General features: G+C 41.9%; 22 protein-coding genes and 1 tRNA gene. 2 read left to right on the top strand and 21 right to left on the bottom strand.

Annotated elements, in window-relative coordinates; all coding sequences use genetic code 11:
* The first annotated feature begins 23 nt into the window (after positions 1–23).
* A complete protein-coding gene (locus ACLV7Q_RS05470; protein ID WP_218758016.1) occupies positions 24–1295 on the top strand; it encodes a PLP-dependent aminotransferase family protein in 1272 nt (423 codons plus the stop codon).
* Between the two features lie 19 nt (positions 1296–1314).
* Here ACLV7Q_RS05470 and ACLV7Q_RS05475 read toward each other — a convergent pair whose 3' ends face one another.
* The 11 genes from ACLV7Q_RS05475 to ACLV7Q_RS05525 all read right to left on the bottom strand — a co-directional run bounded on the left by ACLV7Q_RS05475 (position 1315) and on the right by ACLV7Q_RS05525 (position 10176).
* Positions 1315–2130, bottom strand: a complete 816-nt coding sequence (locus tag ACLV7Q_RS05475; RefSeq protein ID WP_218758015.1) for an ABC transporter substrate-binding protein — start codon at positions 2128–2130, stop codon at positions 1315–1317.
* 158 nt (positions 2131–2288) lie between these two features.
* Positions 2289–2942: a phosphate signaling complex protein PhoU gene (gene phoU, locus ACLV7Q_RS05480; protein ID WP_000946458.1), complete on the bottom strand. Its 654-nt coding sequence runs from the start codon at positions 2940–2942 to the stop codon at positions 2289–2291.
* Between the two features lie 11 nt (positions 2943–2953).
* Positions 2954–3712, bottom strand: coding sequence for a phosphate ABC transporter ATP-binding protein PstB (gene pstB, locus ACLV7Q_RS05485; protein ID WP_000133484.1), 759 nt, complete (start codon positions 3710–3712; stop codon positions 2954–2956).
* A gap of 12 nt (positions 3713–3724) precedes the next feature.
* Positions 3725–4528 (bottom strand): phosphate ABC transporter ATP-binding protein PstB, encoded by an 804-nt coding sequence (gene pstB, locus ACLV7Q_RS05490; RefSeq protein WP_020900241.1) that lies wholly within the window; start codon positions 4526–4528, stop codon positions 3725–3727.
* 10 nt (positions 4529–4538) lie between these two features.
* Positions 4539–5423, bottom strand: a complete 885-nt coding sequence (gene pstA / locus ACLV7Q_RS05495; protein WP_000543046.1) for a phosphate ABC transporter permease PstA — start codon at positions 5421–5423, stop codon at positions 4539–4541.
* On the bottom strand, positions 5413–6330 hold the full coding sequence (gene pstC, locus ACLV7Q_RS05500; protein WP_049495124.1) for a phosphate ABC transporter permease subunit PstC: 918 nt from the start codon (positions 6328–6330) through the stop codon (positions 5413–5415). Before pstC ends, pstA begins: the two co-directional genes overlap by 11 nt.
* A complete protein-coding gene (locus tag ACLV7Q_RS05505; protein WP_218758014.1) occupies positions 6330–7208 on the bottom strand; it encodes a phosphate ABC transporter substrate-binding protein PstS family protein in 879 nt (292 codons plus the stop codon). Before ACLV7Q_RS05505 ends, pstC begins: the two co-directional genes overlap by 1 nt.
* A gap of 220 nt (positions 7209–7428) precedes the next feature.
* Entirely contained in the window at positions 7429–8733 is a 1305-nt protein-coding gene (locus tag ACLV7Q_RS05510) for an RsmF rRNA methyltransferase first C-terminal domain-containing protein (RefSeq protein ID WP_218758013.1), read from the bottom strand.
* Positions 8734–9507 (bottom strand): inositol monophosphatase family protein, encoded by a 774-nt coding sequence (locus tag ACLV7Q_RS05515; protein ID WP_218758012.1) that lies wholly within the window; start codon positions 9505–9507, stop codon positions 8734–8736. It abuts the gene before it with no gap.
* Entirely contained in the window at positions 9497–9775 is a 279-nt protein-coding gene (locus ACLV7Q_RS05520; protein ID WP_023946312.1) for a UPF0223 family protein, read from the bottom strand. The genes ACLV7Q_RS05515 and ACLV7Q_RS05520 overlap by 11 nt, the downstream gene beginning before the upstream one ends.
* A complete protein-coding gene (locus tag ACLV7Q_RS05525; protein WP_000631259.1) occupies positions 9775–10176 on the bottom strand; it encodes a Spx/MgsR family RNA polymerase-binding regulatory protein in 402 nt (133 codons plus the stop codon). The genes ACLV7Q_RS05520 and ACLV7Q_RS05525 overlap by 1 nt, the downstream gene beginning before the upstream one ends.
* A 210-nt stretch (positions 10177–10386) precedes the next feature.
* Between ACLV7Q_RS05525 and ACLV7Q_RS05530 the strand changes: the two genes are divergently transcribed.
* Positions 10387–11553 (top strand): IS30 family transposase, encoded by a 1167-nt coding sequence (locus ACLV7Q_RS05530; RefSeq protein ID WP_411865993.1) that lies wholly within the window; start codon positions 10387–10389, stop codon positions 11551–11553.
* Between the two features lie 534 nt (positions 11554–12087).
* Here ACLV7Q_RS05530 and ACLV7Q_RS05535 read toward each other — a convergent pair.
* The 10 genes from ACLV7Q_RS05535 to ACLV7Q_RS05580 all read right to left on the bottom strand — a co-directional run bounded on the left by ACLV7Q_RS05535 (position 12088) and on the right by ACLV7Q_RS05580 (position 22172).
* Positions 12088–12159 (bottom strand) — tRNA-Arg (locus tag ACLV7Q_RS05535).
* Positions 12160–12224: 65 nt separating this feature from the next.
* Positions 12225–13211 (bottom strand): GMP reductase, encoded by a 987-nt coding sequence (locus ACLV7Q_RS05540; RefSeq protein WP_172923530.1) that lies wholly within the window; start codon positions 13209–13211, stop codon positions 12225–12227.
* 172 nt (positions 13212–13383) lie between these two features.
* Positions 13384–14688, bottom strand: coding sequence for an McrC family protein (locus ACLV7Q_RS05545; RefSeq protein ID WP_218757323.1), 1305 nt, complete (start codon positions 14686–14688; stop codon positions 13384–13386).
* Positions 14675–16360 (bottom strand): AAA family ATPase, encoded by a 1686-nt coding sequence (locus ACLV7Q_RS05550; RefSeq protein WP_225904701.1) that lies wholly within the window; start codon positions 16358–16360, stop codon positions 14675–14677. The genes ACLV7Q_RS05545 and ACLV7Q_RS05550 overlap by 14 nt, the downstream gene beginning before the upstream one ends.
* 136 nt (positions 16361–16496) lie before the next feature.
* Positions 16497–17276: an L-threonylcarbamoyladenylate synthase gene (locus ACLV7Q_RS05555; protein WP_173217804.1), complete on the bottom strand. Its 780-nt coding sequence runs from the start codon at positions 17274–17276 to the stop codon at positions 16497–16499.
* Between the two features lie 29 nt (positions 17277–17305).
* Complete coding sequence (leuD, locus tag ACLV7Q_RS05560) at positions 17306–17899, bottom strand: 3-isopropylmalate dehydratase small subunit (protein WP_173217802.1); 594 nt, start codon at positions 17897–17899, stop codon at positions 17306–17308.
* 9 nt (positions 17900–17908) lie between these two features.
* Positions 17909–19291, bottom strand: coding sequence for a 3-isopropylmalate dehydratase large subunit (gene leuC, locus ACLV7Q_RS05565; RefSeq protein ID WP_218757314.1), 1383 nt, complete (start codon positions 19289–19291; stop codon positions 17909–17911).
* Between the two features lie 3 nt (positions 19292–19294).
* Positions 19295–19564, bottom strand: a complete 270-nt coding sequence (locus ACLV7Q_RS05570; RefSeq protein ID WP_218757315.1) for a DUF1294 domain-containing protein — start codon at positions 19562–19564, stop codon at positions 19295–19297.
* On the bottom strand, positions 19561–20598 hold the full coding sequence (gene leuB, locus ACLV7Q_RS05575) for a 3-isopropylmalate dehydrogenase (protein ID WP_218757316.1): 1038 nt from the start codon (positions 20596–20598) through the stop codon (positions 19561–19563). Before leuB ends, ACLV7Q_RS05570 begins: the two co-directional genes overlap by 4 nt.
* Before the next feature lie 11 nt (positions 20599–20609).
* Positions 20610–22172: a 2-isopropylmalate synthase gene (locus tag ACLV7Q_RS05580; protein ID WP_218757317.1), complete on the bottom strand. Its 1563-nt coding sequence runs from the start codon at positions 22170–22172 to the stop codon at positions 20610–20612.
* Positions 22173–22214 lie beyond the last annotated feature (42 nt).

Below are 22214 nucleotides of genomic sequence, written 5' to 3' on the forward strand. Positions count from 1 at the left end.
AACAAAATCAAGGGAGGTTTGGAATGAAGAAACAAAGCAAGTACCAAGAGGTCATTTCCTATCTAAAAAACGGTATCGAGTCTGGACGTTTTCCGACGGGTAGCCGCCTGCCTTCTATCCGTCAACTGAGCCTTGACTTTCACTGTAGCAAGGACACCATTCAACGCGCCCTACTGGAATTACGGCACGAACAATACCTCTATTCCAAGCCCCAGAGTGGCTACTATGTCCTAGAACAAGGGCAACACCAGGACCTAGAAATTGAGGTTACGGACGAACATGCCAGTGCCTATGACGATTTCCGACTCTGTATCAATGAAACCTTGATTGGCCGGGAAAACTACCTCTTCAACTACTATGACAACCAAGAAGGATTAGAAGACTTAAGGCAGTCCATTCATAAACTCCTCTTTGACCAAGCCCTCTACTGCAAGGCTGATCAACTTGTACTGACTTCTGGAACCCAGCAAGCCTTGTTTATCCTTTCTCAAATATCCTTCCCTAGCCAAGCCAAGGAAATCTTGGTGGAACAGCCGACCTACCATCGGATGAATCGTCTCTTGATTGCTCAAGGCTTAGACTATCAAACGATTGAACGAGGCATTGATGGGATTGACTTGAAGGAACTGGAAGTCAATTTCCAGACTGGAAAAATTAAGTTTTTCTATACCATTCCTCGATTTCACTATCCCCTAGGCCATTCCTACTCTGAGCAGGACAAACGAGCTATTCTTGACTTAGCTGCCAAGTATGGTGTCTATATCGTAGAGGACGACTATCTGGGTGATTTGGACTCCAAGAAGGGCCAGACCTTCCACTATCTGGATACAGAGGAGCGCGTCATTTATATCAAGTCCTTCTCAACCAGCCTCTTTCCAGCTCTGCGGATAACAGCACTCATCCTTCCAAATGCTATCAAGGAAGCCTTTGTGGCCTACAAAAATATCCTAGATTACGATAGCAACCTCATCATGCAAAAGGCCCTGTCACTCTATATTGACAGTCAATTATTTGAGAAAAACCGTCTAGCTCGCTTATCCAATCAGGAAGCTTACCAAAAACAAATCGAGGAAAGACTAGCTAAAACACCTTGTCCCCTTCCTCATTATCCCCTACACGATGGTTTATTGCTAGACCTGAGACAGTATCCTAAAATCGCCAGTCTCAAACACAGTCAACTGGACTTGGACTTCTTTGAAGAGGCATACTTGGGTGCCTGTCCTTATCAATTTGCCAAAGTGTCCTTAGACAATCTGGAAAAGGTTTTAAACTATTTAAAAGCAGAATTGGACTGACTTCCAACTCTGCTTTTTCTTATTGTTCAACTTCTGTTAGGCTTGCTGCTTTTTCAAGATATTTTTGGTAGATACCGTCATCCTTGAGTTTTTGGATAACCTTGTCCACCACTTCTTTCAAATCAGCACTATTTTTTCTAAGGGCAACTGCATTGGCTTCGCCGTCCTTCATCTTCAAGCTGACGGTTGCAACAGCTAGGTCCGCATTTTTAGCAGCATAGCTAAGGGCAACTGGCTCATCCATGTGAACAGCATCTACTTTTCCAGCCTGCAATTCATTGACAGCTTCACCCATATTGGTTAGGGAAGTTAATTGAGCTTTTGGCAATTGTTCCTTAACCATTGATTCTGGAACAGTCCCTTTTTGAGCTGCAATATTAGCACTTTCAAGGCTAGTTACATCCTTGTATTTTTCCACATCAGCCTTACGAACCAAGAAACTAATCTTGTTTTCATAGTAAGGGATTGAAAAATCAAAGACTTCTTTTCTCTCGTCAGTAGCGCTAATTCCCGCAACTGCTAGGTCAGCCTTACCAGTTTGAAGACTGGTTAAAACATTGTCAAAACTCATGCTTGAGATTTCCAACTTAACCCCAAGTTCATCAGCGATAGCTTGGGCCATATCAATATCCGCACCGACTACCTGGTTTTTTCCGTCAACCAAGGATTGGAATTCAAAGGGTGCATAGTCAGGACTGGTCGCCACAACTAATTTTCCCTTTTGCTTAATGGCCTCAACAGCTGACTGAGAACCGTTAGAGCCCGACTGGCAAGCCACTAAGAAGAAGCTTGCAAGAAAACTACATAAAACAAATATCCATTTTTTAAATTTCATAAATAAACAACCTCTCTGTTAATTTTGTATAATTATAACGCTATTCAAGATGCTTGTCAAGTGTTTTTTTGAATTTTTATCTTAAAAATATTTTTTTCATTCAACAAAAGGAGCTTTCAGTTGATTTCAAGCTCCTTTTTATACAGAATTATCCTATTTTATAGTTCGACAATCTTACCTGTTTCAAAGTAAACAACCCATTCACAGATATTCTTAGCATAGTCTCCAATACGTTCCAAGAAGGCAATCACTTGGAAGTAATCACGACCTGTAACAATGGCATCTGGATTTTTCTTGATTTCTTCTGTAGCCAAGTCACGAATGCTATCAAAGTAATGGTTGATTTTTTCGTCCATGGCTGCTACTTCATAGGCCTGATCAACTGAACCATTCAGATAAAGTTCAAGGGCTGCTTCAACGAAATTCTTGACATCGCGACCCATTCTCTTGATTTCTTCTTCAACAGCTGGGATGCGTTGCTCACCCTTCATACGAATTGCCGCCTTGGCAATAGAAACGGCATGGTCCCCCATACGTTCCAAGTCCGATACAGCCTTCAAGACTGTTAGAACTGTACGCAAGTCCTGAGAAACCGGTTGTTGAAGGGCAATCATTTCAAATGATTTCTTCTCTAATTTCACTTCGTATTCGTTTACTTCTGCATCGTCTTCGATGACTTCCTTGGCCAAATCACGGTCATGCGTAACAAAGGCACGCACCGTACGATTGATTTGGGATAGCACTTCTTGTCCCATAGCATAGAACTGGTTGTGCAATTTCTCTAAATCTTCTTCAAATTGAGAACGTAACATCATTTATCTCCTTATCCAAATTTTCCTGAAATATAATCTTCTGTTTCCTTGTGTTGTGGGTTGAGGAACATCTTCTTGGTATCGTTAAACTCAATCAAATCTCCATCTAGGAAAAATCCTGTCTTGTCAGAGATACGAGAGGCTTGTTGCATGGAACGCGTAACCAAGAGCATGGTGTATTTATCTTTTAGACCATACAAGGTTTCCTCAATCTTACCAGCCGAGATAGGATCCAAGGCTGAAGTCGGTTCATCCAAGAGAATGATTTTAGGACTGGTTGCCAAGACACGGGCAACACAGACACGTTGCTGTTGTCCACCTGAAAGCCCGATAGCTGAATCATGCAGGCGATCCTTGACCTCATCCCAGATAGAAGCCCGTTGTAGGGCTTTTTCTACCGCTTCATCTAGAACCTGCTTATCCTTCACTCCATTGATACGAAGCCCGTAAACAACATTTTCGTAGATAGACATAGGGAAAGGGTTTGGTTGTTGGAAAACCATACCGATTTCCTTCCGCAATTCAACTGTATCTGTACGCGGACTGTAGATGTTGTGGCCGTTGTAAACCACCGAACCAGTTGTGGTTACCTCTGGATTGAGGTCCCCCATGCGGTTGATAGCCTTGAGGAGGGTTGATTTCCCTGATCCAGATGGACCGATCAAAGCTGTAATTTCCTTAGGTTGGAAAGATAGGGAAACACTATTCAAGGCCTTTTTTTGATTGTAGTAAACGGACAGGTCTGACACCTGTAAAATCGCTTCTGTCATACTGTTTCCTTTCTATCCAAAGTGTCCTGTTACGTAGTCATTGGTTGACTGTAGTTTAGCATTTTGGAAAATATTAGAGGTCTTATCGTACTCGATCAAATCACCCAAGTAGAAAAATCCTGTGTAGTCACTAGCACGCGCAGCCTGCTGCATACTGTGGGTCACGATGATGATGGTAAAGTCTTTTTTCAACTCCAACATGGTTTCTTCCAGCTGGGCTGTCGCAATTGGATCCAAGGCTGATGCCGGCTCATCCATCAAGAGGATATCTGGTTTAACAGAGATAGCACGAGCGATACAGAGACGTTGCTGCTGACCACCTGATAGGGTCAAGGCTGACTTGTGCAAATCGTCTTTGACCTGGTCCCAAAGGGCAGCCTGACGAAGGGAAGTTTCCACAATTTCATCCAAGACTTGCTTGTCCTTAACTCCTGCACGTTCATGGGCAAAAGTGATATTGCGATAGATAGACTTGGCAAAGGGATTTGGGCGTTGGAAGACCATTCCGATGTGCTTGCGCATCTCATAGACGTTGATTTCTGGACGGTTGACATCAATCCCTTGGTAGAGGATTTGACCTGTTACCTTGGCAATATCAATGGTATCATTCATACGGTTGAGACTGCGGAGGTAGGTTGATTTCCCTGAACCAGAAGGGCCAATTAAGGCTGTAATTTTATTCTTTTCAAATTGCATATCGATGCCCTTGATGGATTCTTTTTTACCGTAGTAAACATGTAAATCCTTAGTAGAGAGGGCCACTTTCTCTTCAGGAAAGGTGATGATATGCTTTTCATCCCAATTATATTTTGACATGGCTTCTCCTTTAGGCAGCGGTTAATTTCTTATGTAGGTAGCTTCCGAGTTTGCGAGCTCCAAAGTTAAAGATGAGGATAAAGATGAGGAGCACGGCTGCAGAACCTGCTGATACGATGGTTCCATCAGGAATAGTACCTTCACTATTGACTTTCCAAATATGGACAGCTAAGGTTTCTGCTTGACGGAAGATAGAGATTGGGCTAGTTACACTGAGAATATTCCAGTTAGACCAGTCTAGAGCTGGAGCGGATTGTCCTGCTGTATAGATCAAAGCAGCAGCCTCACCAAAGATACGACCAGAGGCCAAGACAACCCCCGTCACAATACCTGGTAGGGCTTCTGGAATGACCACATGGACCACTGTCTCCCAACGAGAAATTCCAAGGGCCAAGCCGGCCTCACGCTGCGTATGGTGAACGTGCTTTAAGCTGTCTTCAACATTACGAGTCATCTGAGGCAGGTTAAAGACCGTCAAGGCCAAGGCACCTGAAATGATTGAAAATCCATACTCAAACTGAACTACAAAGATCAAGTAACCAAAGAGACCCACAACCACTGATGGCAGTGAAGACAAGATTTCAATACAGGTTCTGACAAAATTGGTCACAGGACCTTTTTTAGCATATTCAGCTAGGAAAATCCCAGCTCCCATAGACAAAGGCACAGAGATAATCAAGGTAATGACCAAAAGGAAGAAGGAATTATAGAGCTGAATTCCAATCCCTCCGCCTGCTTGGTAAGAAGAGGATTTGCCAGTCAAGAAAGACCAAGAGATGTGGGGCAAACCACGAACCAAGATATAAAGAATCAAGGATGCCAAGATGGCCACAATAATCCCTGCAATCGAGTAGAGGACAGCTGTTGCAATTTTATCTAATTTCTTAGCGTGCATAGTTTTTCTTTCCTCTTTCTTTCGTAATCAATTTAATCACACTGTTGAAGGCCAAACTCATCAAAAGCAAGACTAAGGCTAGTGACCAAAGTACGTTATTGTCAACTGTTCCCATGACGGTATTTCCGATACCCATGGTCAAAACAGAGGTCAAGGTCGCAGCAGGTGTTGTTAGTGAGGTTGGGACTACGGCTGAGTTTCCGACTACCATCTGAATGGCCAAGGCCTCACCAAAGGCACGCGCCATCCCAAAGACCACTGCTGTAAAAATCCCTGAACGTGCTGCCTTCAAGGTCACGCGCCAGATGGTTTGCCAACGAGTGGCCCCCATAGCCAAACTAGCTTCACGATAATGACGAGGCACCGCACGCAAGCTATCGGTTGTCATAAAGGTTACCGTCGGTAAGATCATGACAAAGAGAACGAAAATCCCTGACAAAATCCCAAAACCAGTTCCACCAAAGACACTACGGACAAAGGGAACTACGACCTGCAAACCGATAAATCCATAGACGACTGAAGGAATCCCAACTAGCAATTCAATGGCTGGTTGCAAGATTTTTGCACCCTTTGGTGATACTTCTGTCATAAAGACTGCCGCACCAATGGCAAAAGGAGTTGCGATAAGGGCTGATAGGATTGTGACAATAAAGGAACCCAAAATCATAGGAAGGGCACCAAATTGTTTACCTGAAGGATTCCAAGTTTGTCCAAATAGGAAATCAAAGATGTTGACCCCATTGACAAAGAAGGTCGACAAACCTTTTTGGGCTACAAAAATCAAAATCATGGCCACAATAATGACAATCAAAGACAGACAGGCAAAGGTCAAACCTTTTCCTAATTTCTCTAGACGAGAGTTCTTTGAGGGAGAAAGTAATTTTTTAGCTAATTCTTCTTGATTCATTAGTGACTCCCTTCTAGTGCTATCACCGTTCCTACAGCATCTTTTTCAACCTTCATTTCCTTAACAGAAATATAGCCCATTCCCTTAACGATTCCACTTTGCGCTTCATCTGAGAGGACAAAGTTGAGAAATTCTGCCACCAATTCATTTGGTTGACCTAGGGTATACATGTGTTCGTAAGACCACAAAGGCCAGTTATTGCTTGTAACATTTTCTGCAATCGGCTCATAGCCGTTCAACTTCATGCGTTTCACCGAATCATCCACATAGGCAAAGGCTAGGTAAGAAATGGCTCCTGGTGTCTGGGAAACAATGTTTTTGACCATCCCATTTGAATCCTGTTCTTGACTCTGCACGGCAGATTGACCATCCATGATAACACTATCAAAGGTTGCACGCGAACCAGAACTTGCAGCACGGTTGATTATGGAAATGGCTAGGTCTTTCCCACCGACTTCTTTCCAGTTGGTTACTTGACCTGTGAAGATGCTACGGAGTTGTTCAGTTGTCAGATTTTCAACGTCAACTTCTTTGTTTACAATCACTGCCAAGCCCGCTACAGCAACCTTGTGGTCTACTAGAGCGGATGCGTTGATACCGTCTTTTTCCTCGGCAAATACGTCTGAATTTCCTACATCAACGGCTCCAGATTGAACCTGAGACAGACCTGTACCAGATCCTCCACCTTGAACGTTAACTGTTTTTCCAACGTGCAAAGAGCCAAATTCATCTGCTGCTGCTTCGACCAAGGGCTGAAGAGCCGTTGAGCCAACAGCTGTCATGGATTCTCCACGATCAATCCAGCTAGCACATCCCGCTAAAGAACCTGCCAGCAAAAGAGCTGCAAGGGATAGAGCGAGTTTTTTCCTTTTTTTCACTGTTTTTCTCCTTGAAAATAATGGTGAATGCTGTGAATTTTTTCAACTATTTATTTATATTTTTCTTTTTAAAATTGGGAGTCAACTGAAGTTACTAGCTTGGTTTTACTAGAAATTTGATCAGTTGCCTTCTCCGCCAATTTTGACTTAAAATGAAAGATAATTTGAAAAAAATCCATACTTCCACTATAACATAGACAAGCTACTTTGACTAGCATTTTCACTTGAATCTGAGGCCTTTTGGAAAATAATTTTTCAAAACATTTCCAGTCACCTTAGCAAAACCCAAGCCATTGCCTTTAACCAAAACTTGGTACCAACCATTTGGCAGACTTTCCGCCAACTGAACAGTCTCTCCAGCCGCATACTTTACAAACTCCTCTTGGGCAATTTCAACTGATTGCTTTACCTGACTCGGTTTCAAGGCTAGACCAAGAGCGAAACTTGGTTCAAAGCGTTTCTTCTTAAAAGTACCCAAATGCAGACCATTGCGCGCAATCTTGAGTTTCCCTAAATCTGGCAAAAGTTCTGGCAGGAGATAGAGTTGGTCACCAAAAGTCTGCAAGATTCCCCTTAGATTGACCTTCAAATGTTTTTGGGCAAATTCCTGCCACAAGGCAACTTGTTCTCGGCTGAGATTGCTCTTACTTGTCTTACATTTAGGGGCTGGATTGTCACCCTTAAACTGTAGATGAGCTACAAACTGACCCTCTCCCTTAAACTGATGAGGGTACATCCGAGCCGTTTCTGGGAGGTCAATACCAGCTACCATTCCATTGATATGTTCAACCGGCAACAAGTCAAAATCATACTCTTCCAGCAACCACTTGACAATCTCTTCGTTTTCCTCAGGTGCCCAGGTACAGGTCGAATAAACCAAGCTACCACCTTCAGCTAGCATGGTCACTGCATCTGCTAGAATTTCTCTTTGCAAACTAGCACATTGACTTGGATAATCTAAGCTCCAATAGTCCATAGCATCTGGTTGCTTACGAAACATCCCTTCACCAGAGCAAGGGGCATCTAGGACAATGAGGTCAAAATAGCCCTTAAAAACCTTGGCCAAACGGTCAGCAGATTCATTGGTAACCACAACATTTGTCGCTCCAAAGCGCTCCATGTTTTCTACTAAAATCTTAGCCCGTTTGCTTGAAATTTCATTGGAAACAAGGAGACCCTCCCCTGCTAGATAGGCTGCCAGCTGAGTTGATTTTCCACCCGGTGCAGCAGCCAAATCCAAGACTTTCATACCAGGACTGGGCTGGGCTACCTGAGCAACCATCTGGGCAGCGGGTTCTTGCGAATAAACCAAACCTGTAGCATGCTCAGGCGATTTCCCTGAAACCTTCCCATAATGTCCCCAAGGAGTTTGAGGAATAGCATCAGGAAAGGAAACTGGCTCTTCTTTTAAGGGATTGACCCGAAAGGCCGAAACCGCTTCCTCCTCAAAAGAGGCAAGAAAATCTCTTGCCTCATCTCCTAGTATCTCTTCATATTTTTCAACAAATCCTTCTGGAAATTGCATTTAAGTTCTTTTCCTTTCGTAAATATAGGACTGAATTTCCTCCTGCATCTCAAGAGGTAGCATCATGACCGCCTGTCTGGTTTGAAAATCAGGAGCTTCACCAGAAAGAGTCACAACCTCATAGCCCAGACTTTCCCCTAAAATACTAGCCGCAGCATAATCCCATGGTTGCAGATAGGTGACATAGGTCAACAAACGCCCTGACAAAATCTTGGCAAAACTAATGGCCGCACTCCCATAGACACGAACACCGAGGACCGCTCGACTCAAATCAGCCAGCCCCCATTCGTTGGTTTCCAGCATGCCACTATTTCCCGCAATGAGAAAATCTCCAAGGGGTTTTGCTTTAAAGGGAGCTAGGGGCTGATCATTTCGGCAGACTGGAAACTTACCACCACCATGGTAACAATCCCCTTTGACCACATCATAAATCAGACCAAACTGTCCCTGACCATTTTCAAAATAAGCCATCATAACAGCAAAATCTTCCTGCTGGGCTACAAAATTATTGGTACCATCAATGGGATCAATGACCCAAACCTTGCCCTCTTGAACCGAGGCTCGCAGACAACCTTCTTCAGCACAAATCTTATCCTCAGGATAACGGGACAAAATCTCACCAACCAAGAGTTCCTGAACTTCTTTGTCCAGTCTGGTCACCAAATCTGTTGGAGAGGACTTGGTTTCAACACGCAAGTCTTCCTGCATATGGTCAAGAATGTACCGGCCCGCCTTCTTGACAAGCTCTTTAGCAAATTCAAATTTACTTTCCAAGAGAAATCTTTCCTTCCCCTTTTTCCTTAGCCGCCTGAACTGCTCGGTAAAGCGAATAGCCACTAACTGTTTCAAATTCTCGTCCCAAACGTTTCTCCTCACTCTTGCTTGGCACGACCGCTTTGAATCCCTTATAGGAGTCCAGTAACTTTTGAGCCTCTACCTTGCCTTCATAGGCAGCTTCAACATCATTAAAAAAAGAAAGCACTGAAGCAAGTTCTTCAGTGCTCCACGACAAATCTAGTGGGTAACTATACTGTTTGTTCATTAACTAATACCAGCTCTCATTCTTGCTTCTTTTAGTTCTTGCTTACGGTAACTACGAGGGAGAAAAGCACGAATCTCATCTTCATTAAAACCGATTTGCATGCGTTTGGCATCGATAATAATTGGACGACGCAAAAGACTAGGATACTGCTCAATCAAATGAAGCAATTCCGATACCGAAATACTCTCTACATCAATATTCAATTTTTGAAAAATTTTTGAACGAGTTGAAATGATGTCATCAGTACCATTTTCGGTCAAGGAAAGGATGTGTTGCAATTCTTTTCTTGTTAAAGGACTGGTCATAATATTGTGTTCCACAAAGGGAACCTTATGTTTTTCTAACCAGGCCTTAGCCTTACGACATGATGTACAGCTCGGTGATAGAAATAGTGTAATCATGCTTTTCTCTTCTTATCTATACTTTGCTACTTCTATTATACAAAAAAATAAAGCGCTTGACTAGAGATTTTTAGAAAAAAAGCCTATTTTTTCAAGAACGTAACTTCTCAAAGTAACTTCCACTCGCCTGACTAAAGTGGAAATTAGTCTAAAACGGATTTTTATGGTGGAATTAAGTGTGAGACGTTTGAGTTAGAAATGAGGCTCACTATGACAAAACATAAACATCTTACCCTTTCAGACCGTAACGATATCCAACTAGGCTTAGAGCGCGGTGAAACCTTCAAAGCTATCGGACAGTCCATTCTAAAAGACCCGACCACTGTCTCCAAAGAAGTCAAACGAAACAGACGAGTCCGAGAGTCTACATGCCATAACCTTCCTTGCCCTCTACTTGACAAAACTCCCTTTGTCTGTAACGGCTGCCCTAAAAGAAGACAGAATTGTGGCTATAAGAAGATCTTCTACCTCGCTAAGCAAGCTCAAAAGCAGTACGAACAAACTCTTGTTGAATCTCGTGAAGGAACTCCCCTCAATTCCAAGACCTTCTGGGACATGGACAAAGTCATTTCTGAGGGTGTTAAAAAAGGACAACACATCTATCATATCCTCAAAACTCACAATCTTGATGTCAGCTCCTCAACCGTCTATCGACACATCCGAAAAGGATACCTATCTATCGCTCCTATTGACCTAGTCAGAGCCGTTAAATTCAAAGAAAGACGGAAAAATAATCTACCTTCCATCCCTAAAGAAGACAAAAAAGGGCGTTCCTATGAGGATTTCCTAAATTATTTGGCTCTTAAGCAACTGAACTCTTGGCTGGAAATGGATACCGTTATGGGCAGAATGGGAGGGAAAGTCCTACTCACCTTCAATCTATCTTTCTGTAACTTTATCTTCGCTAGACTGCTGGATAATAAAACTGCTCTTGAGGTTACCAAACACCTCTATGACATCAAGAACACTCTTCACCAAGCTGACAAAGATTTCTTCCAACTCTTCCCTGTCATCCTGACAGATAATGGTGGAGAGTTTGCCAGGGTCGATGATATCGAAATGGATGTGCGAGGAGAGAGTAAACTCTTCTTTTGTGACCCTAATCGCTCTGACCAGAAAGGGAGAATTGAGAAAAATCACACGCTGATTCGCGACATTCTACCTAAAGGAACTTCTTTTGACAACTTAACTCAAGAGGATATCAATCTCGTCTGCTCTCATGTCAACAGTGTCAAACGCGCTGCTTTGAATGGAAAGTCAGCCTATGAACTCTTTGCCTTTACTTACGGAGAAGAGATTCCTAAGCTTCTCGGCATTTCTAAAATACCTGCAGAAGACGTCTGCCAGTCGTCTAAATTACTCCAACATAAGTTCTAAAAACTAATCTTCAACCCCATTCAAACGTCTCACACTAACTTCCACCATAGCGGAATTTAATCTGAAACGCTTTCAAATGAGGGGATTTTGTGCGCTCTTTTTTTCGATTCATTTTGGTTACAAAAGCAATAAAATCAAGCATGTTTAAAACCAGTGGAATTTACCCTGACACCGATTTCCACTGTTTTTTAGGATTTTTATCAGACTAACTTCCACTTCTACTAGCGGTGGAACTTAGTTTGGGAATTTACCCTTTTTTCAAAAAATTTTCTAGTGCCAAATTTCAAGTTCAAATTAGCCATCAAGAAGTTTTCTCTGGGGGACTTCTTGATACTCTTCGAAAATCTCTTCAAACCACGTCAGCGTCGCCTTACCGTATATATGTGACTGACTTTCTACAACCTCAAAACAGTATTTTGAGCATCCTGTGGCGAACTACCTAGTTTGCTCTTTGATTTTCATTGAGTATTAGGGACAAATTTAAAGCAGTGTAAAGAAAAAAGCCCTATTTAAAGGCTTTTTAGGATGTTTACATCCACCCTGAGGGAATCGAACCCCCATCTCAAGAACCGGAATCTTACGTGATATCCATTACACTAAGGGTGGAAACTTGTTTTATTATAACAGAAATTTGCTCTAATAACAAGTTTTTTCTGGTCAAATAGCCCGTCCTAGTGGGAAGCATCCCCATTCCAGATGGAGTTTTTCACGATCACATAATCAACGTGTTTAAGGTCAGCAACCTGACGTCCACCTGCATAAGAAATAGCACTTTGAAGGTCTTGTTCCATCTCAGTTAAAGTGTCTTGTAAATGACCTTTGGCAGGAAGTAAGATGCGTTTTCCTTCCACATTTTTGTAAGCACCTTTTTGATATTGTGAGGCTGAACCATAATATTCTTTGAACTGTTCACCATCAACTTCAATCGTTTTCCCTGGACTTTCAATATGTCCTGCAAAGAGGGACCCAATCATGACCATGCTGGCACCAAAACGAATAGACTTGGCAATATCACCGTGAGTACGAATTCCTCCATCAGCGATAATCGGTTTACGCGCAGCCTTGGCACACCAACGGAGAGCAGCCAACTGCCAACCACCTGTACCAAAACCAGTCTTAACCTTAGTGATACAAACCTTACCAGGACCGATTCCGACCTTAGTGGCATCCGCACCAGCATTTTCCAATTCACGCACAGCTTCTGGTGTTCCCACATTTCCAGCAATGACAAAAGTATCTGGCAATTCTTTCTTAATGTGTTGAATCATAGAAATCACGCTATCCGCATGACCATGGGCAATATCAATCGTGATGTATTCTGGAGCATCAGCCTTGAGCTCGCTGACAAAATCATACTCATAATCCTTAACACCGACAGAGATAGAAGCAATGAGCCCTTGATCGTGCATGCGTTTAATAAAAGGAATGCGTCCTGCCTCATCAAAACGGTGCATAATGTAGAAGTACCCACCTTTAGCCAGTTGCTCTGCTACATTTTCATCCAAAATCGTCTGCATATTAGCTGGCACAACAGGTAGTTTAAAGGTGTGATTTCCTAGAGTGACACTTGTGTCCGCTTCTGCACGGCTTTTAATCACACATTTATTTGGAATCAATTGAATATCTTCGTAATCAAAAATTGGAAATTCATTTAACATATCGATGTCTCGTTTCTTTTGTAATGACCTACCTATGCTCTCGCATCACTACGCCTTTTCCGACGTTTCCTTAATTTATTATAAACCAAAGTACAGTTTTTGTCAAATATTTTTATAATTTAAATTATATTGTTCGTGTTTTACTTGTATCAAAGACAAAAAAGTGGAGAGATTATTTTCTCCCCACTTCGTTAGCAATATTCCTTTTAAAAATTTCTTCGGAGTTTTCCATCATTTCACAAAATTCACGATAGGATGAAGAGTTCTGAGGAATTTGGATAGACCATTTCTTCAACAAAGCTCCATAACCTGCTAGCTTTCCTATTTCATTATCAATAACCTTGTCCTCGCTCGGAAAAACAAGACCAGCCTTCTCAGCTTTTAAAATATAAGAATAGGAAATCAGTTGGAACAAGTCCTCACGGTTTATTCCTTTTTCAGTATCTTCAAGCTTTTTATATTTAGCGTCTAACACAATTTTTAAATCTCTATTATAGAAATCTGGATAAACTTTTCGTTCTCGAATAGAAAACACTGAAATCCCATCCGTCTTATCCTTATTTCGTGGATGGATGAAATCTTTTGGCAACAAGGTGTAAACATACTCTTCCCAAAGCCAGGCAACATCGAAAAGAATACCATGAATTTTTTGATTTTGATATCCTAAACCGTGCTTTTCTTGGTTTAGGATCAGCAGACAAAGTTCTTGTAACTTTCTGTACTCGTGAAAGTATGCATGACGTATAGGTTTAGATTGATTTCCCCGAATAATCTTCGCACGATCAGCTAGTTTATAGGCAGGGGTTACACGAGTAATTTCAGCTATTGTTTCACGATCACTATCGAGCATAACTCCAAAGCTTTTTTGAGTCTTTATGTACTCAATCGTATGCCGAATTAACTGCATGATAGGATTATCATAGGTGAACTCTCTCGTTGTGTAGGCAATATTTCCCGTGAAAGGAAGATTTTTCTTGAGATGATTTCCTACATCAACTACTCCTTTTACATGACTATCGTTATGGAAAAATCTCTGATATTCCTTATAAAGACCTTTTCGGAGAGCAGCTTGAAGATACTTGGGAAAGAGATACATCAAAAGTTGATAGAGTTTATCTTCACGCGACAAAGATACATCTAAACTAGTAAGATTGATATGAAGAACCTTTTGTAAAAGATAATGTAAAAAATAGTCATCACCTTTAATCGAAAAACGAGAGGAGATTGTTAATCTTTCCTGACCACACCCCAGAAAACCAATCACATTTCCTGTCTTGATTTCCTGATTGACCGTTTCCAAAATCTTTTGTTTCTTATCCAAATCTGGAGAATATTGTAGGTCATTTGGGAAAACAAAGATACTGTCTTCTTGAGAAAGATTTCCTAATGTTCTATCTAAAAGAAGTTTGTTTAGTTTGGGATATTCTGCGACAAAGTCTTCTTTAGTAATTTTATACTGATTATCAGTTATCCGCATCATCACTCTCAACGCTTTCATCGTCACTCTTATCTGACTGACTTGCTTCCTCACTAGTTGTTTTGTTAAATGCTTTTTTCAATGTTTTAAGGGTTTCATCTTCCTTATAAAAACCACGCAAGTAGTCTTCCAAAAGCGGTTCGAGATAATCAGACCAGAGTAATTCATAGTCAAAATCTACATCCTTCAACTTAAGGAAATAACTTGGCCCTATATGGTAATGACTGTTTAATTCCTGAACGTTTTCAATAGCAGCATTCAAATTTCTAAGACGAAGTTTTGCTTCTTCCGCACCGTCTTTGAGTTCTTCATCTAGCATTCCTAACTGACTTTCAGCTGTTATTTCTACAAAACGAAAGCGACGACGCATAGCAAAATCAAAGGTATCCACCGAACGGTCAATGTCGTTCATGGTCCCTATAATATAGATATTCTCAGGAATATAAAACTTGTCATCACTTTCGTGTAGATTGGCATATTGGGTAGAAACACTTCCCTTTTCACCACGATAGCTAGGATCAATTGAGAAAAAGAGTTCTCCAAAAATCTTAGAAATCTCACCACGGTTGATTTCATCGATGATGAAGACGAAGTTTTTAATACTTGATATTACATCTGCTTCTTTAAAAGTTTTTAATGCAAACCTTTCTTTCAAGACTTTTAGGACTGTTTTTCCGCCACTCTTATAATATCTTTGCTTATCATAATTCTTATTTTTATATAATTCATAAACATAATGTCGAGGCAATGTCCATCCAGATACTCCACTATCATAATTGACAGATAAATTTTGCCTGCTATTAACTGACAAGTAAGATGTCTTTGTTAAATACTCCTTCTCTTCAGTGGTATTTATAAACTCCAAATAAGATTCCCAGGCTTCCTCAAAATTATCCTGACCGCCTGTCTTTTGCGCTAATTTAGCTCTTTCGCAAAAATTTTTAAAAATTCCACCCTGCAATCCGAAGTTTATCTGCCCATCATCACCTGGAAGCGGTCGCAACCCCTCTACAAAATCCGTATAGTCATAGGATGGATGAAACTGTACAAAGCCGATTTGCTCCTCATGGCCTTCCGTTAACTCTTTAGCAATTTCTTTAGCAAGATAAGTTTTTCCTGTACCAGGTGCACCTCGGAGGATGAGGTTTTTGGATGAAAGTAAAATATTTTTATACTCGTTGATATTTTCTGATGCGTTTTCCTCGTTTTGAACATCTGTAATCTTATCTTTTTCAATATTAAAATCCATATATAACTCATCAAGACTTGAATATGTTAATAAAGATACTGTTGTAAAGTTCCATTTCTTAGTTTCAAGAGAATTTAATTGGAAATCACCAAATTTACTAATCGGAATGATTTTAAATCGTCTTGGATACCCTTCGAACTCACTATTTTCAACATATTGATAAGGACCAATTATTTTAGCCAAAAAAGAAGCCCGTAGATTCTTCCTAGGAACTACTACTAAATCTCCTATACTGACTCCATTTTGAAGGAGTGCTACTTGATTCTCTTGTTTTCTAGGTCTTTCTTCCCCATTATAAGGATAATTTTTTTCTTCTATATTATCAAATCCGATATATAGAACATTATCCTTAAAAGATTTCTTATGCAATTTTATGTTATTGGTTCCACCAACTGAAATTTTCCAGACTCTTATATTCGACATAAATTCCTCCATTTTCACATTAACATATAATACCTTTTTACATAATAACACTATTAAAGAAGCAAAGCAAGAAATTAAATAAAAAGTCCAGTGTCAGGAGCTTCAATGTCTCATAACACTAGACTTCTTTTAAATATTAATAATACTCGCCCTGACGGTAATCCCATGAGTTAAAGGTATCTGACAGGTGCATCATAATCTTATCAATGTCAAGCCCTTTGCGGATCACAACTGGTGCTGGTGAGGTTGAACGTGCTCCTCCTTGTTCTGGAATGAGTTTGCCGTCTTTATCAACCATAGACACCATCACACCCTGTTCGTAGCGAGTTTCAATCGTTTTGTCAGGTTGGATAGATGCCACATAGTCGTCTGCTTCAATGACAAGGTCCACTGCTCCTTCGATGCGTTCTCCGATTCCTTCTACCTTACCACGGTTTCCTTTTCCAGATGGGTTAGCTGATGAGGCGTAGACCATCTTTCCTTCTTCCCAAAGTTTGGCAGCCAATTGTTCACCAGCTTTCCCAAACTTGATGACGAAACAGCTAGTACCACGCACGTCAGTCATGAGTTCTTCACGACCATCCCCGTATGCTTTGAGTTTTTCAAAGGCTTCTGGTTTCCAAGGAAGGATACAACCAAGAAGAATATCTTCATCCCAATGTTTTTGGTAGAAGGCTTCAATTTCTGGATTGAGTTGTGCTAAAGCACGAAGCTCATCCATGCTACCGCAGAGAACAACACCTGGTTTGTTACGGTTACGCTCTTTAGCTGCGAACTTGCGCTCAAGTCCTGCCTTGTCGCTAGTCATAATAATGTAACCAACTTTTGTAGGGCAAACGATACATCCGCCCTCATCTTTTAAAATGTCATAGCCTTCTTGTGAAAGTGTTCCGTTCCATTGAATGTGTTTTGTCATAGTTCTATATTTCCTTTTCTATTTTTCTTCTAATCCTGCCAGTAGGCTGGTCGTTGTTTTTCATAAGCAGCAATCAAATCTTCATACTGCAAAGTGATACCGATATCATCCAAACCATTTAAGAGCTTGTGTTTCCATTCACTATCGATTTCAAAAATGAATTCTCCAACTGGTGAGATGATTTTTTGTTGTTCCAAGTCCACAGTTACCAGATCGCTTGGTTGTAAATGGGCTAGTTTCTCTCGAACCTCTCTGGGCTGAACAATAGGCAACATGCCATTATTGAGTTCATTATTGTAATGAATATCCCCAAAAGACCCTGCAATCACGACCTTAAAACCATAGTCCGCTAAAGCCCAAGCTGCGTGTTCCCTCGAAGAACCTGCCCCAAAGTTATCACCTGAGATGAGGATACTGGCTTTCCGATATTCAGGTCGGTTAAAGACAAAGTCTGGGTCCTCAGTGTACTTGTCATCCAGATAACGCCAAGCGTACATGAGGTACTTACCAAAGCCTTTCTTATCTATTAACTTGAGAAACTGCTTAGGTAGGATTTGATCGGTATCGATATTATCATTCATGAGAGGAACGGTCGTTCCCGTATAAACTGTAAATTTCTCCATATCCTCTCCTTACTGGGCTTCTGGCATTTGCCGAACATCTACGAAACGCCCTGCGATAGCTGCTGCCGCTGCCATGGCTGGACTGCAGAGATGGGTCTTAGCACCGAATCCCTGTCTGTCTTCAAAGTTGCGGTTGCTGGTTGAGGCGCAGTGGACACCATCAGGAACCTTATCCGGATTCATTCCTAGGCACATAGAACAACCTGGGTCTCTCCACTCAAAGCCAGCATCTAGGAAAACTTTATCCAAACCCAATTTCTCCGCAGCTCGTTTAACAGGACGAGAGCCTGGTACTACGATTGCTGTTAGATTGGGAGCAATCTTCTTCCCTTTGACAAATCGCGCAGCCAGCTGCAAGTCGCTGAGACGAGCATTGGTACATGAACCTATAAAGATATAGCCTAATTCAATATCTGCTGGCTTTTGACCAGGCTCCAAGTCCATGTAATTATAAGCGCGCTCATCATTCATATCCTTAATTTCTGGGAATCTACTGTCAAAGTCAACACCCATAGCAGGATTGGTTCCCCAGGTTACCATAGGAGCCAAGTCAGAGACATCCATCCGGATAACCTTATCATAAACGGCATCCTCATCACTGACAATAGTTTTCCAATCCGCCACAGCCTCTTCGAAATTCTCTGGAACACACTCGCGTCCCTTGAGATAATCATAGGTAGTCTGATCTGGATTCATGATTCCCATCTTAGATCCAAACTCGATGGACATATTGCAGATGGTCATGCGCTCTTCCATGCTTAGTGCATCAATCGCTTGTCCCCGATATTCCACCACATAGCCAACACCACAGGCAACGCCGTACTTGGCAATCAAGGCGAGAATATAATCCTTAGAATAAACTCCCTTTTGAGGAACTCCTGTGAATTCTACCAGCATTTTCTTGGGTTTGACCTGCCAGAGGGTCTGGGTAGCAAAAACATGCTCAACTTCACTGGTCCCAATTCCAAAGGCGATAGCTCCGAAAGCCCCGTGGGTTGCCGTATGACTGTCTCCACAAACGATGAATTTTCCTGGTTGGGTCCGTCCTGTTTCTGGACCAACCATATGAACGATTCCCTGCTTTTCAGAACCGTGGGCCGCATGCTCAATGCCAAACTCTTCAACATTCTCAGCTAGCTTATCAATTTGCGCTTTAGAAATCACATCTCGAATATCATAGATATTGACCGTTGGTACATTGTGGTCAAAGGTACCAAATGTCAAGTCTGGCCGTCTCAATCTGCGACCTGCATCTCGCAATCCTTGAAAAGCCTGAGGGCTGGTCACTTCGTGGATATAGTGCTGATCCACATACATGAGTTGGGGCTGCCCCTCTTCTCCTGTGATGACATGGCGGTCCCATAATTTATCAAAAATCGATTTTCCTGCCATCCATTACCTCCAAATAACATATAAGGCTACTAGTGTGGTCATCATCCCAAGAAACCAAACTGTTTTAAAATACCATTTTCGAGTCTTGTGGTGAAAAATGATTCCTGCTAGCCAAGCACCAAAACCACCACAAGTAAAGGCTAAAATGAGTAAGATTTTCTCAGGGATGCGCCAAACTCTTCTCCTAGCCTTAGATTTGTCAATATCATAAATCAAGAAAACCATGACATTCCAAATCAAAAGGACTAGAGTAATTTTTTCGTCTAACTTCATAACCTTGCAATAATGGCTTCTGTCATTTCCTTAGTCGAAGCCTGTCCACCTATATCTCTTGTTAAAATGCCAGCCGCTAAACTTGCCTCAACAGCACGTTCAATGTGCTCCGCATCCTCATGACGTCCAAAACTATCTCTCAACATCATGGCAACTGATAAAATCATGGAGATAGGATTTGCAATTCCTTGACCAGCAATATCAGGAGCTGAACCGTGAATGGGCTCATAGAGACTTGGTCCATTTTCAGAATGACTGGCTGATGGCATAACTCCAAGTGTGCCAGATAGGACGCTTGATTCATCAGAGAGAATATCTCCGAAAAGATTCTCTGTCACGATGACATCAAACTTGGCAGGATTGGTAATCATGAGCATGGCAGCTGAGTCCACCAATTGGTGTTCCAAGGTTACATCTGGAAAATCATGCGCGACTTCCTCAGCCACTTTTCTCCAGAGTTTTGATGTTGCCAACACATTTTGCTTATCGATACTAGTAAGGATTTTTCTGCGATTTCTTGCGATTTCAAAGGCCTTGCGAATAATTCGCTCCACTTCCTCATAGCTGTAGTCGTTGATATCACGCGCTTTGCGTTCTTCAAGGATATGATCTCCAAAGTAAATCCCGCCTGTCAACTCACGCACCACGACAAAGTCTACACCAGCAATTCGTTCCGGTTTGAGTGGTGACAAATGCTTAAGACTGTCAAAGATTTTTACAGGGCGAATATTAGCATAGAGATTGAGTTTCTTACGGAGAACCAGCAAGCCTTGTTCAGGGCGAACCGCTGCCCCATCATACTGGGGACTACCGATAGCCGCTAGGAGAATGGCATCTGCTTCTCTACATGCCTTGAGGGTTTCATCAGGTAAGGGATGCCCTGCTGCATCAATACCTGCACCTCCGAAGGGTCGTCTGTCAACCTCATAGTCAAAACCTGTTTTTTCAGCTAGAGCCTCCAGAACTTCTAAACCAGCCTCCATGATTTCTGGGCCAATTCCGTCCCCTGCTAGAGCTACTATTTTCTTTGTCATAGCCTTCTCCTTTACACACTAGGCATATCACGATAGGAAACACAACGTCCCATCTCACCAGCATTCTCTTTTTGAACAAAGGTATTGGCATTGATGTAGGCAATAGCTGAAGCCTTCAACACATCGAAATCAAGACCTGCTGCATTAAAGATGGTTTCTGTATCTCTATTTTCAACAGTGACCAAAACCCGAGCCTGGGCATCGATTCCATCCGTTACAGCGTCAATAGTGTAGGACACCAAGCGAACGGATTGATTGAAGAACTTGTCGATAGCATTGAAGATAGCTTCAACAGAACCTTGCCCTGTCGCATTAAATTCGACTTTCTCACCTTCCATATTAGCTAGGCTAACGAGTGCTTCGATGTCATTATCCGCATGGGTTTGCAGTTGTAAATCATCGAAGTGGAAGCCTTCTGGATTTTCAACCATAGTTCCAGCTACTAGCGCACGAATATCTGCATCTGTGATTTCTTGTTTCTTGTCGGCCAGTGACTTGAACTTAGAGAAGAGTGGTTTGATGTCCTCTTCTGTAAAGTCTAAGGCCAATTCTCTCAGTTTCTCGACAAAGGCATGGCGACCAGACAATTTTCCAAGCGGAAGACTATTACTCTTAACACCAACCAATTCAGGGGTGATAATCTCATAAGTAAGAGGATTTTTAAGGACTCCGTCTTGGTGAATACCAGATTCGTGAGAAAAGGCATTGCCACCGACCACAGCCTTGTTTTTAGGAACTGGAATTCCTGAGAAGCGTGAAACCATTTCTGACGTATTGATAGTCTCATTTAGAACAATACTGGTTTCTGCTTGATAGTAATCTTGACGAATATTGAGGGCAACTGCAATTTCTTCCAAAGCAGCATTACCAGCTCGCTCCCCGATACCATTGATGGTTCCTTCGACACGTCCTGCTCCGTTCTTGACAGCAGCAAGGCTATTAGCTACTGCCATTCCGAGGTCATCATGACAGTGAGGCGAATAGACAATCTGACGTTCCGTCTTGACATTCTCAATCAAGTATTTGAAGATAGCTCCGTATTCCTCTGGTGTGGTAAATCCTACCGTATCAGGGATATTGATATAAGATGCACCTGCATCAACCGCTGTTTGAACAACTTGCAAGAGGAAATCCAACTCTGTTCTGGTCGCGTCCTCAGGAGAGAATTCGACAATCTCAAACTTAGAACGGGCATAGGAAACATGCTCCTTAATAGCTTCTAAAATCTCTTCCTTACTCTTATTGAGCTTATACTTTCGGTGAATCGGACTGGTAGCGATAAAGACGTGAACCTGTGGATATTTGGCATCCTTGAGGGCTTCATAACAAGCATCAATATCAGACTTGACAGACCGTGCCAAACCAGTCACCGCTGTTTTTTTCAAGACCTTAGCAATCTCCTGCACTGCTGTGAATGAATCAGGACTCGCCGCCGGAAAACCAGCTTCAATGGCTGAAATACCCCATTTCTCCAGCTGCCTTGCTATGGCAATTTTTTCCTTGATTGAAAAATTAACGCCCGGTGTCTGCTCTCCATCCCGAAGGCTGGTATCTAGAAATTCAACTGTTCGCATAAGATTTCCCCTTTTCCAAATGTGATTTTAAAAAAACATCTC

Source organism: Streptococcus mitis, assembly GCF_965111725.1.
GTDB lineage: Bacteria > Bacillota > Bacilli > Lactobacillales > Streptococcaceae > Streptococcus > Streptococcus mitis_DV.

Coding starts and splice junctions, on each gene's coding strand:
- ACLV7Q_RS05470 (WP_218758016.1), top strand. CDS start 24: ATGAAGAAACAAAGCAAGTACCAAGAGGTCATTTCCTATCTAAAAAAC.
- phoU (WP_000946458.1), bottom strand. CDS start 2,942: ATGTTACGTTCTCAATTTGAAGAAGATTTAGAGAAATTGCACAACCAG.
- ACLV7Q_RS05525 (WP_000631259.1), bottom strand. CDS start 10,176: ATGATTACACTATTTCTATCACCGAGCTGTACATCATGTCGTAAGGCT.
- ACLV7Q_RS05520 (WP_023946312.1), bottom strand. CDS start 9,775: ATGAACAAACAGTATAGTTACCCACTAGATTTGTCGTGGAGCACTGAA.
- ACLV7Q_RS05580 (WP_218757317.1), bottom strand. CDS start 22,172: ATGCGAACAGTTGAATTTCTAGATACCAGCCTTCGGGATGGAGAGCAG.
- ACLV7Q_RS05540 (WP_172923530.1), bottom strand. CDS start 13,211: ATGTTAAATGAATTTCCAATTTTTGATTACGAAGATATTCAATTGATT.
- ACLV7Q_RS05550 (WP_225904701.1), bottom strand. CDS start 16,360: ATGTCGAATATAAGAGTCTGGAAAATTTCAGTTGGTGGAACCAATAAC.
- pstB (WP_000133484.1), bottom strand. CDS start 3,712: ATGACAGAAGCGATTTTACAGGTGTCAGACCTGTCCGTTTACTACAAT.
- leuC (WP_218757314.1), bottom strand. CDS start 19,291: ATGGCAGGAAAATCGATTTTTGATAAATTATGGGACCGCCATGTCATC.
- ACLV7Q_RS05545 (WP_218757323.1), bottom strand. CDS start 14,688: ATGCGGATAACTGATAATCAGTATAAAATTACTAAAGAAGACTTTGTC.
- leuB (WP_218757316.1), bottom strand. CDS start 20,598: ATGACAAAGAAAATAGTAGCTCTAGCAGGGGACGGAATTGGCCCAGAA.
- pstA (WP_000543046.1), bottom strand. CDS start 5,423: ATGCACGCTAAGAAATTAGATAAAATTGCAACAGCTGTCCTCTACTCG.
- ACLV7Q_RS05510 (WP_218758013.1), bottom strand. CDS start 8,733: ATGCAATTTCCAGAAGGATTTGTTGAAAAATATGAAGAGATACTAGGA.
- pstC (WP_049495124.1), bottom strand. CDS start 6,330: ATGAATCAAGAAGAATTAGCTAAAAAATTACTTTCTCCCTCAAAGAAC.
- pstB (WP_020900241.1), bottom strand. CDS start 4,528: ATGTCAAAATATAATTGGGATGAAAAGCATATCATCACCTTTCCTGAA.
- ACLV7Q_RS05530 (WP_411865993.1), top strand. CDS start 10,387: ATGACAAAACATAAACATCTTACCCTTTCAGACCGTAACGATATCCAA.
- ACLV7Q_RS05475 (WP_218758015.1), bottom strand. CDS start 2,130: ATGAAATTTAAAAAATGGATATTTGTTTTATGTAGTTTTCTTGCAAGC.
- ACLV7Q_RS05570 (WP_218757315.1), bottom strand. CDS start 19,564: ATGAAGTTAGACGAAAAAATTACTCTAGTCCTTTTGATTTGGAATGTC.
- leuD (WP_173217802.1), bottom strand. CDS start 17,899: ATGGAGAAATTTACAGTTTATACGGGAACGACCGTTCCTCTCATGAAT.
- ACLV7Q_RS05555 (WP_173217804.1), bottom strand. CDS start 17,276: ATGACAAAACACATTCAATGGAACGGAACACTTTCACAAGAAGGCTAT.